The 12,808-nt window shown below is 50.4% G+C and carries 15 protein-coding genes; 9 read left to right on the plus strand and 6 right to left on the minus strand.

The features are described 5' to 3' along the window. The first annotated feature begins 117 nt into the window (after positions 1 to 117). Together C812_RS06910 and ybaK are read left to right on the plus strand one after the other, a co-directional pair. Complete coding sequence (locus tag C812_RS06910; protein WP_016311946.1) at positions 118 to 1,398, plus strand: MFS transporter; 1,281 nt, start codon at positions 118 to 120, stop codon at positions 1,396 to 1,398. Between the two features lie 123 nt (positions 1,399 to 1,521). Then, the gene (ybaK, locus tag C812_RS06915; protein WP_016311947.1) at positions 1,522 to 1,998 is read left to right on the plus strand and encodes a Cys-tRNA(Pro) deacylase; all 477 of its coding nucleotides are present in this window, start codon (positions 1,522 to 1,524) and stop codon (positions 1,996 to 1,998) included. A gap of 5 nt (positions 1,999 to 2,003) precedes the next feature. Here the strand turns inward: ybaK and C812_RS06920 are convergent, their stop codons facing one another. Beyond that, positions 2,004 to 2,882, minus strand: a complete 879-nt coding sequence (locus C812_RS06920) for a helix-turn-helix transcriptional regulator (protein WP_016311948.1) — start codon at positions 2,880 to 2,882, stop codon at positions 2,004 to 2,006. 167 nt (positions 2,883 to 3,049) lie between these two features. Here C812_RS06920 and C812_RS06925 point away from each other — a divergent pair, with 167 nt between their 5' ends. From C812_RS06925 to C812_RS06940, 4 genes are read left to right on the plus strand one after another with little or no spacing between them, the layout of a single operon-like run. Then, positions 3,050 to 4,189: an LLM class flavin-dependent oxidoreductase gene (locus C812_RS06925; protein WP_016311949.1), complete on the plus strand. Its 1,140-nt coding sequence runs from the start codon at positions 3,050 to 3,052 to the stop codon at positions 4,187 to 4,189. 11 nt (positions 4,190 to 4,200) lie between these two features. Then, a complete protein-coding gene (locus tag C812_RS06930) occupies positions 4,201 to 5,487 on the plus strand; it encodes an ABC transporter substrate-binding protein (protein WP_016311950.1) in 1,287 nt (428 codons plus the stop codon). Position 5,488: 1 nt separating this feature from the next. Next, positions 5,489 to 6,361 (plus strand): carbohydrate ABC transporter permease, encoded by an 873-nt coding sequence (locus tag C812_RS06935; protein ID WP_016311951.1) that lies wholly within the window; start codon positions 5,489 to 5,491, stop codon positions 6,359 to 6,361. An 11-nt stretch (positions 6,362 to 6,372) separates the two neighbouring features. Then, on the plus strand, positions 6,373 to 7,188 hold the full coding sequence (locus C812_RS06940) for a carbohydrate ABC transporter permease (RefSeq protein ID WP_016311952.1): 816 nt from the start codon (positions 6,373 to 6,375) through the stop codon (positions 7,186 to 7,188). Between the two features lie 85 nt (positions 7,189 to 7,273). Here C812_RS06940 and C812_RS22220 read toward each other — a convergent pair whose 3' ends face one another. From C812_RS22220 to C812_RS06950, 3 genes are read right to left on the minus strand one after another with little or no spacing between them, the layout of a single operon-like run. Next, positions 7,274 to 7,432: a LysR substrate-binding domain-containing protein gene (locus C812_RS22220; protein WP_127575501.1), complete on the minus strand. Its 159-nt coding sequence runs from the start codon at positions 7,430 to 7,432 to the stop codon at positions 7,274 to 7,276. A 27-nt stretch (positions 7,433 to 7,459) separates the two neighbouring features. Further along, a complete protein-coding gene (locus C812_RS06945; protein ID WP_016311953.1) occupies positions 7,460 to 8,386 on the minus strand; it encodes a serine hydrolase domain-containing protein in 927 nt (308 codons plus the stop codon). Positions 8,387 to 8,399: 13 nt separating this feature from the next. Beyond that, positions 8,400 to 8,726, minus strand: a complete 327-nt coding sequence (locus C812_RS06950) for a YnfA family protein (RefSeq protein WP_016311954.1) — start codon at positions 8,724 to 8,726, stop codon at positions 8,400 to 8,402. A 169-nt stretch (positions 8,727 to 8,895) separates the two neighbouring features. On the opposite strand from C812_RS06950, the gene C812_RS06955 reads away from it, so the two are divergent. The 3 genes from C812_RS06955 to C812_RS06965 all read left to right on the plus strand — a co-directional run bounded on the left by C812_RS06955 (position 8,896) and on the right by C812_RS06965 (position 10,864). Then, positions 8,896 to 9,213, plus strand: coding sequence for a thioredoxin family protein (locus C812_RS06955; protein WP_016311955.1), 318 nt, complete (start codon positions 8,896 to 8,898; stop codon positions 9,211 to 9,213). Between the two features lie 57 nt (positions 9,214 to 9,270). After that, on the plus strand, positions 9,271 to 9,960 hold the full coding sequence (locus C812_RS06960) for a VOC family protein (RefSeq protein WP_016311956.1): 690 nt from the start codon (positions 9,271 to 9,273) through the stop codon (positions 9,958 to 9,960). 100 nt (positions 9,961 to 10,060) lie between these two features. Beyond that, positions 10,061 to 10,864, plus strand: coding sequence for a TetR/AcrR family transcriptional regulator (locus tag C812_RS06965; protein WP_016311957.1), 804 nt, complete (start codon positions 10,061 to 10,063; stop codon positions 10,862 to 10,864). A gap of 58 nt (positions 10,865 to 10,922) precedes the next feature. Here C812_RS06965 and C812_RS06970 read toward each other — a convergent pair whose 3' ends face one another. Both C812_RS06970 and C812_RS06975 read right to left on the minus strand, forming a co-directional pair. Then, the gene (locus C812_RS06970) at positions 10,923 to 11,711 is read right to left on the minus strand and encodes an ABC transporter permease (RefSeq protein WP_016311958.1); all 789 of its coding nucleotides are present in this window, start codon (positions 11,709 to 11,711) and stop codon (positions 10,923 to 10,925) included. Continuing rightward, on the minus strand, positions 11,708 to 12,586 hold the full coding sequence (locus C812_RS06975) for an ATP-binding cassette domain-containing protein (protein ID WP_016311959.1): 879 nt from the start codon (positions 12,584 to 12,586) through the stop codon (positions 11,708 to 11,710). Before C812_RS06975 ends, C812_RS06970 begins: the two co-directional genes overlap by 4 nt. Positions 12,587 to 12,808 lie beyond the last annotated feature (222 nt).

A 12,808-nucleotide genomic window follows, 5' to 3' on the forward strand; every position in this document is an offset into this window, starting at 1 on the left:
AAGTTTCAGGGGTCTATTTTACGATAACGATTTAATTGAGCGCAAACCATGATGATACACGCTGTTAACGTATTTGATTATAATCTAACCATTTGGTAGTGAAAGGGGAAGCCCCAAATGAAAAAATCGGCAATCCGTGCTTGGATTCTGTATGATTGGGCCAATTCCGCGTATTCGACAACGGTGTTGGCTGCCGTGCTGCCCATCTTTTATGCCGGGGTGGCTGCGCAAGGGTTAAGTGAAACGACTGCAGCTTCCTATTTGGCCTATACGCATTCCATCGGCATGGCGTTGGTGGCGGTGATCTCTCCATTGCTGGGATATATTGCGGATATATCTGGCCGCAAAACAACGTTTCTGACTTGGTTTGCGCTGCTTGGTATCGTAGGTACGTTGGGGTTCGCGCTCGTTGGCCCAGGGGACTGGCTGCTCGCTTCGGCTTTGCTTGTCGTGACGACCGTTGGATTCTCGGGGAGCCTCACCTTTTATGATGCGTTACTGCCGGACTTGGTACCATCGCCAAAACGCGATGATGTCTCAGCCAAAGGATATGCAGCCGGGTACATCGGCGGCGGGATCCTGCTGGCGGTCAACCTGCTGATGATCCAACAGCCGCACTGGTTTGGGATGAGGGATGAGCTTGCGGGCACCCAGCTTTCTTTCTTGACCGTGGGGCTTTGGTGGCTCGTCTTCTCACTGCCGTTAATGCGGAACGTCTCTAACCTTCCGAAGCAAGCAACCGGTCTTACGGCTGGAGGATACGTACGAGCTGCCTCCAAGCGGCTTCGCGGTACATTCAAGGACATTCGACGTTATCCGCAGCTGTTTCGGATGATCGCGGCCTTCTGGTTTTACAATGATGGGATTAATACGATCATTCTGATGGCCACGATCTACGGCACGATCTTGGGGATCGGTACCAGCGATTTGATTTTGGCTCTATTAATTACGCAGTTCGTTGGATTCCCTAGTACGATCCTGCTCGGCAAAGCGGCAACACGTCTCGGCTCCAAACGTGTGTTGATCGGCACGCTGTGGACCTATGTGGTGATTGTTCTCTTGGGCTTTGGCATGAGCAGCGCGCTGCATTTTTACATACTCGCTGTTATGGTGGGGCTTGTGCAAGGGGGAAGCCAATCGATTTCCCGCACGATTCTTAGCGAGCTGATGCCGCCGAACCGGACGGGCGAATTTTTTGGCTTCGTTAACATTACGAGCAAGTTTTCCTCGATCTTTGGGCCGTTTGCTTTTGGGCTCATTAATCACTGGCAATTCGCGCCTGGGGATCTTGTCGTTGCTGCTGTTTTTTGGCTTAGGGATCGCTGTCGTGATGAGATTGAACCTAAACCGAGGAAAGGCGGATGCCTTGCGGGATATAAACGATCCTTTTTCTTCTGAACCGAAGCCGCCCGTAACGGCATAGGAAAAAACAACTTCATCCGTTTCCGGCCTGTCCTGCTTCCTGCAAAAATGCTACGATAATTGAATACAGGACCCAGGAAGATTAGAGGAGTGGAAACCATGGCCGAAGTCAAAACCAATGCCATGCGTATGCTGGACAAATCGAAAACCCCATATCACATCTTTGCATACGATGCCGAGGACGGACAAATTCATGGAACCGCGGTGGCGGAGAAGATCGGCAAGCCCGTCGAACAAGCTTACAAAACGTTGGTGGCCCGCCAAGGCTCATCGTTATTTGTATTTATTGTTCCGGTTGCGGAGGAGCTGGACCTGAAGAAGGCAGCCAAGGCCGCCGGGGTCAAAAAGATCGAGATGCTGCCGCTAAAGGATTTGCAGCAATACACGGGCTATGTCCGCGGCGGCTGCTCTCCGATCGGTATGAAGAAGCAGTTCCCCACCTTTATCGACAGAACGGCCGAACAACTGGAAACGATGCTTGTATCGGCAGGTCGGATTGGTTTGCAGATGGAGCTGACGCCTTATCAGCTGGCGGCCCAGGTCAAGGGGAAGTTCGCGCCGCTGATTCGTGAGTAAGAGAATTAGCTCGTTTGCTCCTTTTTCCCATTCATACGATATTCGATTGGAGATATCCCTAATCGCTTCTTAAACGCTTTTGAGAAGGAAGAAATGTCTTGGTAACCTACAGCTCTAGCGATTTCGGCAATAGTGTAATTGGTATGCTGCAAGAGCAGCTGAGCCTCCTGCATTCTGAGTTGGAGCAGGTAATTAACGGGAGAAGTGCCATAGGTCTTGCGAAACATTTTGGAAAAATGCGTTCGCTCGATGCCAACCGAAGTGGCGATCTCCTCAATGGTAATTAGTTCCGAAAAATGGTGCTCGATGAGCTGCTTTCCTTTATCAAGCCAGTCCAGAGTTAGATCTTGCTGCAGAACCAGCGGGGTTGGTAGTTCCAACGATTGAAAGATGGCATACATCCCGTGCAGGCGCGCGAGCGCCTGCTGGTGTTGATGAATTAAGTTGAGAAAAGCCGAAATGGTTCGATCCACCACGCGATTGGGCATATGCGGATGCTCCGGTGTCAGCCCTAGCCGCGCCAATGTCGCCAGCGCTTGTTTACCGTCAAAGGCCAAGATCAGCTTCTTGATGGGTTGCTGAGGATCGCAATAATATTCATGTATCACTTGAGGAAACAGGCAGAAGATATCATTAGGCTGAAGGTGATACTGCTTCTTCTGTTGGATAAAAGTGCCCGTTCCTTCCAATACGCACAACAAATAATAATTATGGGTAACACGTGGTCCGATGTGATAGTGAGGCTTGGCGAGATTCGCCCCGATGCGAAGTGGCCAAATCCCATGCTGCTTCTCGAAATCGGTGGGCTGAAGCGGATAAATCGCCAGCCACTCATGCTCATGTTCGTTCCAATGTTCAAGTTGAATCCCCTTTACCAATTCCACTGCACTCACTCCCCTTAAGCCTGGTACTCCCCCACAAAGAGACAAATCAATCTGCAACAAAAGGACATAGACACTTGTGACAACTTTGTGTACTCTAACTTATATCATATTAAACCTAGTAAAAACATAGGAAAATAATTATTTATTTTTCACATGGAGGCGAAGTCATGTCAGAACAGCAGCATGTGGAATTCGGATGGTTCCTGCCTACCACCGGAGATGGCGAATATGTAGGGATTCCTCCGCAACGGCCGGCTTCTCCGGAGTATCTGACAGAGATTGCCAAGGCAGCGGAACATGCGGGCTATGAGTTTGTCCTGATCCCAACCGGGGGCGATTGCTGGGATGGTTTTGTCGTTGGGAGCTGGATCGCTGCTCATACTTCGAAGCTTAAGAGTTTAGTTGCCTTGCGTCCAGGCCTAATCACACCAGTTCTTGCAGCCCGCAATGCAGCCACATTGGACCAAATGACCGGCGGTAGAACGATGTTCAACGTTGTGACCGGTCATTATCCACAGGACTTGAAGGCTTGCGGCGATCCGTTGTATGACCAGCATGATGCACGGTACGAACGGACACTGGAATTTGTGAAGGTAGTCAAGGGGGTATGGGAAGCAGGGGATGCGAAGGATGGAGGGTTTAACTTTGAGGGCAAGCATTATCTTATTGAAGGCGGCTCCTGTCAGCCCCCTGTCTTGCAGCAGCCTCATCCTCCCATCTATTTTGGAGGAAGCTCGGTTGCCGGCAAGAAGACGGCAGCTTTGACCGCGGATGTCTATTTAATGTGGGCTGAGCCCCTTCAATGGATTCGATCGCAAATCGAAGAAATGAAAGACTATCTGCAAGAACTTGAGAGAGAGCAGGGGATCAAACGCACATTAAGGTATGGCATGCGTGCTCAAGTAGTTGTCCGAGAAACAGAGGAAGAAGCCTGGGCTGCGGCCTGGAAGCTATTAAGCAAAGCCGATCCAGAGCTCATTCAGTCCAGAGAAAAGCTGCATGCGAAAACCGATGCCGTAGGTCAAAACCGGCAAATGGATCTGTATCATCAATCGATTCAGGACGATTATGTGATTGCGCCAAATATGTGGGCGGGATTGTCAGCGATCCGCGGAGGCGGTGCCGTCGCTTTTGTTGGTACAGCGGAGCAGATTGCAGACCGGATATTTGAGTTCGTGGATCTTGGTGTGACTTCGTTTATTTTGTCCGGTTATCCTCATTTGGAGGAAGCGGAGATTTCAGGGCGCTTACTGATGCCGGTATTAAAGCAAAAAATGGCTGAGCGCGGCTTGGTTAAGCAGGATTAGGAGGATCGGATATGAGAAAATGGAGCGGATACATCATCATTCTTACGCTGGTGCTGCTCGTATCGGCATGCGGCAGCGACAGTAGCCAGAGCAGTCAAAACACGACTCAGTCAAGTCATGCCAACAGCGGCGGAGATCAACAAGAGAAGGTGAAACTGAGCTTTATTCATTGGCGCGGCGAAGATGTGGAAGTGCTGGACCGCATCATAGACAAGTTTAAACAAGAAAATCCGAACATCCAGGTTGAGACTCAGGTGTTCCCGTCGGATCAATATCAATCGACCGCTCAAGCTAAAATCGCCGACGGCTCCGTCGGGGATGTATTCACCGTATTTCCAGGAGCGCAGTTTCAAGCGATCGCCAAGGCAGGGCTCTTTACGGATCTGTCTACTGAAAGCTGGCTGGACCATTTCGAGCCGAACTTAATCGCTGCTGGACAATTGGATGGGAAACAATATGCGTTACCGTATCAGTTGGTCTATAATATTCCGGTTTACAATATTTCGCTGTTTGAGAAGTATCACGTGGATATTCCCCGGGATTGGAACAGCTTCTTGGAAGCTATGGAGGTGTTTAAGCAGGCTGGCCTAACGCCGATTGCTTTTCCAGGAGCGGACATTGGGCCTGGGCAACTCATGAACTCCATGGTGATGAATAATGCGCCGGATGAGGAGATTTTTGTGAAGTTGGAGGCCGGGGAAGCGAAGCTCACTGATGGATGGTGGGTGACCACTTTGTCGCAATTTAAGGAACTGAATGATCGAGGGTATTTTCAGAAGGACGCCGTCGGCGCGAAACAGGATTCTTCCATCGCTTTGTTCGTGCAGGAGCAGGCCGCGATTCTGGCAACCGGCTCTTACCATCTTGCCTCGAATAAAGCGAGCAACCCTAATCTAAAGCAAGGTCTGTTAGCCCCGATTACCGTATCTGCGGATCAGGCGGTTTATGAAGGGATTCATACCACCACATTTATGCTGGCGGTCAATAGTAAATCGAAGCACCCTGAAGAAGCGAAGCTGTTTATTGAATTTTTGAGTCGTCCAGATATCGCCGGGGAATATGCGAATGGTACAGGTCAGAACGTCACCGTCAAAGATGTGGAATACACTTCGGAAGAACTCCAAATCGTGAGCGAATGGACGAAGAAGCGGACCCGCTTCCAGCCGCGGTTTACGATCTCCAACGCCGAAGTTCAAAAGGCAGTTACCAATTCCATCCAGGCGGTACTAAGCGGGGAATCAGCGGAAAAAGCCGCGGCGGATGCGCAAGCGATCGTGGAACAGCAGATCGGGGAGTAGCATGAGAAAACATCTGCGATTGCTTCCGTTTGTTTTACCTGGGTTGTCTTTATATGCGGTGTTGTTTTTATACCCGACGATCTCCGCACTCTACTATTCTTTAACGAATTGGGACGGCTTATCACCGTCCTATCAGTTTGTCGGCTTGCAAAACTACCAGAAGGTCGGTGAAGATATCATCTTTCGCAAAGCTATGGGCAATAATGTGAAGTTTATGTTGACCGTGGTTCTTGTGCAAACCGTTGTCTCCTTGCTCTTAGCGTTGCAGATTTACAAAACAACTAAGTGGAATGTTTTCTTGCGCGCGTTATTTTTCTTGCCGACGATATTGTCATCGGTATCCGTAGGGTTTATTTGGACATTTATTTATGATTCCAATTTGGGTGCTGTCAATTTAATGTTGCAAAATATCGGGTTAGGAGGCGTGGCTCAAAACTGGCTTGGCGATCCGAAAATCGCGATCTTTTCGATCGCTGCGGTGCAAGCGTGGGCTCATATTGGGCAGATGGCGGTATTATTTATCGCCGGGCTTTTATCGATCCCTAAGGAATTGAAGGAAGCTGCCATTTTGGATGGAGCGTCTCAGATTCGATTGTTTTTTCGCATCATTTGGCCGTTGCTTGCCCCGGCGGCAGCTTTGGTGGTGTCCTATACGACAATCCAATCCTTTAAGGCGTTTGATCTCGTGTTTACGATGACCGGTGGAGGGCCTAACTACTCCACGGAGATTTTATCTACGTATATTTATAGCTCTGCCTTTCTTAACTACACGTTTGGTAAAGCGGCTACGGCTTCGGTCTACTTTATGATCCTGGTCGCAGTGATTACTTTTGTCCAATTTAAGCTGCTGCGCACAGATCGCGTTAGTTATTAAGGGGGGATAGAATGCTCCGTATCGTTGGAAAAGTGATGCTTGTTGGTTTTGCTGGAGTCATTCTGGCTCCTCTATTGATCGTGGTGATCACGACCTTAAAAACGAATCCCGAGTTTTATGCCAACCCGCTTTCGTGGCCGGACCAATTCTCCTTGGATAATGTGCGCAGCTTGTTTGCCAAGCAAATGATGTGGCGTTATTTTTGGAATAGCACGTTGATTACTTTCGTTACGGTAGCGGCAGAATTGCTGCTGGCAAGCAGTATGGCGTATGCGATCATGAGGTATGGAAAGAGCAAAGTCGGGAAGCTATTATTTGCGCTGTTCGCCATCGGTTTGATGATTCCGTCGCAGGTGAATATGATCCCGATCTATGCGTTGCTTCGGGAGTGGTCGCTGACGAATAGCCACTTCGGGCTGATTATGGTCAGCTTGACGATCTTGCTGCCGCTAAGCGTCTTTATCCTGTCGGGTTTTGTGAATACATTGCCCAAAGAATTAATGGAAGCGGGGGAGATTGACGGTGCAAGTGAACTCAGGCTGTTTACGCAAATCGTTGTGCCGTTATGTGCTCCTTACTTAGCAACCACTGCAGCCTTTTTATTTGTGATCGTTTGGAATGATCTGTTATTCCCGATGCTGCTGCTTGTGGAAAAAGATAAGCTGACCTTGCCGTTAGCTTTGCTTCAATTTAAAGGCGAGTATGTCACCCATTATCCGTTGTTAATGACTGGAGTTGTTGTTGCGGCGCTTCCGATGATCGTGATTTTTGTGTTCTTGCAGCGATACTTTATTGCTGGTGCATTGGCAGGATCGTTGAAAGGATAATAAGTTAGCGTGCAGATGGCATCTTGACCCGCGTCTAATCGAAAAACAAGCCCATTCCAATGGTGGAATGGGCTTGTTCATGTCACTAGTTTTGCTTCTCCTCGCTCAGACTTTTGACGTATTCGATAAACCGTCTAGCCGCCGGTGAGACGTAACGGTCTTTTCGCCATTTCAGGCCGAGCTCCCATTGCCAGCCTTCTTCTTGAATCGGAATCCATGCAAGCCCATCGAGTTCCAAGCCCATCGTCTTCGTGCAATACCGGTTCTTTTTTTACACTAAATAAGGTGCAATACATAAGCGGAACATTTCTGTTGGCGGCCGTTTCTGCTTCCGTTGATCTTGGGTCAGCACAACCACCGTCTCCAAGCTGGGAATGACATATATGAACTGCCCACCGTATCCACGAGCATAGAAAAAATCAAATTTCGGATGCCCGTCCTCTCCATAAACGTCCACCCACCAATGCCAAGCATAACAGCCGCGCCAAGGGGATTCGACATCGATCGCAGGCTTTACGGATTCCGCTACTCGTTCTGCCTGGATCACCTGCCGGCCTTCCCATCTGCCGCCCTGCAAGTAAAGTAAACCGAATTTCAACATGTCCGTCGGACGGAGCCACATCCCAAATCCACCGGTATGAATGCCCTGCGGGTCTTGCTGCCAACGATACGTCTCAATGCCCAGCGGGCCAAACAGATGCTCCTCGGCAAATTGCGCCACCGGGATGCCGGTGACTTGGACAAGGATCGCCGATAACAGCTGAGACGCTCCGGAGTTGTATTCCATCCGGTCCCCGGGGCGGTCCGCCATCGGCTGCTCCAGCGCAAACTGAACCCAATTGGGCGACCGGGTCATGCGTGGGAACGAGTTATGTCCGCCAAACTCCGTCCAATTCCACCCAGCCGTCATCGTGAGCAGATGACGCAATGTAATCTCACGTTTTCGCTCATCCGGATCTTCCTCCAACTGCGGAAAGAAGCGGAGAATCGGTGTGTCGGGAGATGGCAGGAGACCCTGATCCCAGGCAATGCAGAGCAGGGCGGAGAGAAAGCTTTTCGTGCAAGAATTAATTTTGGCGAGCTCGTCCGCAATTTGATCGTTGCGATAATATTCAAGCACCATCTGGCCTTGCGTGTGAATTAAGCAGCTTCTTAAATCAAGCGGCGCGATGGCTGCCGAAATGGAAGATACGTTCATAACGATGTCCTTTCTAATGTCGTGGTGCCCAGAGGATAATGGAGACGCCGATCAGGCAAACTGCAGCGCCAAGCCAATCGTAGAGGTCGGGGGTTTTCTTGTCCACCCACCAGCCCCATAACACTGCGAGCGCAATAAATACGCCGCCATAGGCTGCATACACACGGCCAAAGTTCGGAAATTTCTGCAGTGTCGGAATCAGGCCGTATACGATCAAAATTAGGCTGCCGACGATTCCGTACCATAGCGGTTTGGATTCGCGCAACCACAGCCAAACTAAATAACCTCCGCCGATTTCAGCGAGTCCGGCGACAATGAACAAGAGGATGGCGAGGAGCATGATGCAGCTTAAGTCCTTTCGCGTTATTTTTACCAAAGATTGTACCATGAATCCGCGAAGATGAAACCTTGATGAAGATACTGGCTTCTTTATATGGATGCGCTATAATCAATGTAAACAAATCTTCAAAATTAAACTATCAAAACTACAATTAAAGGAGTGGATCCGGATGGAACGTGTCCAATCGGAATCGCAATTCGAGCAACTAATTCAAAGAGACCAATATACGGTGATCAAATTTGATACGACCTGGTGCCCGGATTGCAAGAACCTTGATCGGTTTATCGGGGATATCATTCAGGAGCATCCGGACAAAGAGTTCTACGCGATGGATGCAGAGGAATTCCAGCCGCTGGCTGAGGCTAACGAGGTGCGGGGGATTCCAAGCTTGCTCGTGTATAAAAATGGGGAGAAGATCGCCCATCTGCACAGCAAATTTGCCAAGACGCCGGGACAAGTCCGCGAATACCTGGAGAACTTGGCTTAATGCGGTAAGCGGCAGAAGCGATGTTCATCGCCCAACCGAAATAAGGGGATGAGGGACATGAAATTTACGCACATGACGTTATGGTCTGGGCAGCTTCAGGAGACGGAAGTCTTCTATACCGAAACGCTGGGGTTCGCCTTAGTTGAGCACGGTCTGGAGCATTTCACGATTCAGGCGGGCGCGACGCTGGTTACGTTCCGTTCCGCTGAGGTGAATGAATCTCCATATTATCATTTTGCACTGAATATACCGGAAAATAAGTTCGCGGAAGCGAAGCAGTGGTTGGCTGCGCGGGTCCCGCTGATCGAAGAACAGGGGAAGGACGAAGTGTTTTTCACTGCTTGGAATGCCCATGCGGTGTACTTTAAAGATCCGTCCGGCAATATCTTGGAATTAATCGCCCGGCACAATTTGCCCAGTGAGCTTAGCCATGACTTCTCGATTGAAGATATTATGGGCGTCAGTGAAATCGGCATCGTGACCTCCGAGGTCCTCCCGCTCGTTCATCGGCTGAATGCGGCGGGGCTTACGAACTTTCAGGAGGACGATCCTGCGTTTACTCCGATTGGCGACGAACACGGGCTGTTGATCGTGGTGAGGGAGCAGCGGGAGTGGTTTTTCTCCAATGGTATCCCGGCACGTTTCTACCCCGTTGAACTTACTGTGGCTGGCGTCGGACAATTAAGTTTCCAAACGCAGGATGAGTTCTCGTTAACCGCGCCCGGACGAATGGAAGCCGAGGTTTAACGTACGTGTTCATGGCTGATGCTCTGGAGTTTATGGTATATTGCTTATAGGATAAGCGGTTTAGGCCATGAACTTCTCGCAGATATAGGAGACGTTAGACATGAACAGAAAAGAAAATAAAGCGGACGAGCGAACCTATACCAAAGGTCTTCCACACGGGGTAGCCTTAACGTGGGGATTAATTCCGGAACCCACACGCGGGCCGAAACGGGAGCTTAGCATTCCGGAGATTGTTAATACAGCGGTGGCGCTTGCGGATAAAGACGGACTCGCTGCCGTGTCCATGAGTCGGGTTGCCGGGGCATTAGGGTATACGGCTATGTCGTTGTATCGGTATATCCCAAGCAAAGACGATTTGCTGTTGTTAATGCAGGAGGCGGTTTGTGACATTTCTCTTCCAGAGTCCCCGGATCCGGACGACTGGCGGGGGATGATGCGCACATTCGTTTGGAGTACGGTACAGGTCTATAAGGACCATCCTTGGTTTGCTGACCTTCCGATTTACGGTGCTCCGATTACCCCTAACAGCTTGCGGATTGTGGATTGGGCTTTGCAAGGAATGCAGAAGTTTCCGATCAGCGGTTACGCGAAAATGTCGATCATCTTGCTGCTAAGCAGCTATGCGCGGGCATGTGGAATTTTGCAACGGGACATGGACCGGGCCTTAAGTTCAGGCACCAGTCTGGACGAGTTCAGCGGATTCAGCTACAGTGCGGCGTTGAAGGAACTCGTGACCCCGGAGCGTTTTCCGTATCTGCATCCGCTTGTGATGTCGGGGGAATACACCAGCGAAAATGAAGCCGAGAGCGACATTGGCAACGACATCGAATTTGGGCTGGAACGGATTCTAGATGGAGTGGAGCATTATTTGAACCTCGCTCCAAAACCAAAGGGACAGGTGTAACACGCAAAAACAGGGTAATCGAAGCGATTCGATTCCCTGTTTTTTTATGACTTAGTTGTTAGCGTTGTACTGAACGGTGATGAAACACGACTCGACACCAGATGAAGGCTCCGGCGATGAGAAACAGGCACCATGTAACTGCCCACAGAGCATGGTTTTCGATTGGCCCGCCGGTCAGCAATGCGCGGATTGTTTCATTGGCCGGCGTGATGGGTTGATGGGTGGCGAAGCCTTGAAGCCACTTCGGCATGGATTGAGTTGGGACGAAGGCGCTGGACAAGTAAGGCAGGAACAGCAAAATGAATCCATACCCGCTGGCAGCAGAAGCGCTGCCGGCAACCAGCCCAATCGCAGCAAACAACCAGGTGATCGCCAGAATAAATAAAATAATCACGCCGGCCGCTCCGAGCCACGCTCCAAAGCTAGCGGATGGGCGGAAGCCGACCAGTAAGGCTACACCGATGACGATTGCCGTGGCGACGAGGTTCCGAATGAGGCTGGCGGCGACATGGCCGGTAATTACGCCCAGGCTTTGAATCGGCATCGTCCGGAAGCGGTCGATCACCCCGTTGGTAACGTCCTCTGCAACTTTCACTGCGGTCCCTGAGGCACCAAACCCGGCGCAAAGGAGGATAATTCCGGGGACCACATAATCGACATAATTGCCGGTAGGGTCCAGGGCCCCGCCAAAAACATAGGTGAACAGCAGCATCAACATTACTGGCAGCAGGATCGCCATGACCATGGTGTCCACATCTCTTAGACTGTGGCGAATACCGCGGCCGACAAATACCGCATTGGTGGTCCATACCGAGGGCTGCCGTGCGGAAAGTTGGGCTTTGATCATGCCGATACCTCCTTCTCACCGGAAGTCAGGGCAATATACACATCATCCATCGTTGGGCGTTGAATCGTAACTCTCGCATTCGACGGCACCTGTGCGTGCAATGTGCTTAATATTCTAAGCAGATCCTCAACAGTCCCATCGGTCGGCACCCGGGAGACCAGTTGGTCTTCGGCATCTCTAATTTCAACCCGATCACTGTGAACTTGCCCCTTCAGCTCTTCCGCGGTGCCGGTCGCCACAATGTGTCCGTCCTTGAGAACGGCCACCGTATCAGCTAACTGATCGGCTTCTTCTAAATATTGCGTTGTCAAAAATATGGTATGGCCTTGCTGGGCCAATTCCGTGATACCATCCCATAACACGCGGCGGCTTTGCGTATCCAGTCCTGTCGTAGGTTCGTCGAGGAACAGGACCGGGCGGCTTACGATGAGGCTGATGGCCAGATCCAGGCGGCGACGTATACCGCCGGAGTAGGTTTTTACCCGTTTACGGGCCGCAGCCGTCAAGTCGAACTGTTCCAAGAGCTCCATCGCCCGCAAACGGGCTGCTCTCGCGGAAAGCCCGGAGAGACGGCCCATCATCACCAAATTTTCCTCTCCGGTCAGCACCTCATCGACGGCAGTGAATTGTCCGGTGAGACTGATCGAGCGCTTGACCTCGTTTTTCTCGGCGACCACATCGTATCCAGCGACCCGTACGGTTCCTGCATCCGGCGCAGTCAGTGTGGAGAGGATGCGAATGAGGGTTGTTTTACCTGCGCCATTGGGGCCAAGCAACGCAAATACCGTGCCTGCAGGGACAACCAAATCTACGCCATTGAGTATCGTCTGATTGCCAAAGCTTTTGTACAAACGGTCCACTTCGATTGCATTCATCAAGTTGGCTCCTTTCCCATCTTAATTATTGTATATTATATAAACAGTATATGACGTATACAATAATTAAGTCAATCCAAATGTGAATAGGACAATTGTTATGTGATTCTGAGACTTACGGAATACGATCTCGAATATATGGTACTATATTCCTGTTTTTTAGAATTCAGGATGTCTGCTCTACAAATTGGTGAATCATCGGACGATAATCCAATGTGGAGT

Source organism: Paenibacillus barengoltzii G22, assembly GCF_000403375.2.
GTDB lineage: Bacteria > Bacillota > Bacilli > Paenibacillales > Paenibacillaceae > Fontibacillus > Fontibacillus barengoltzii.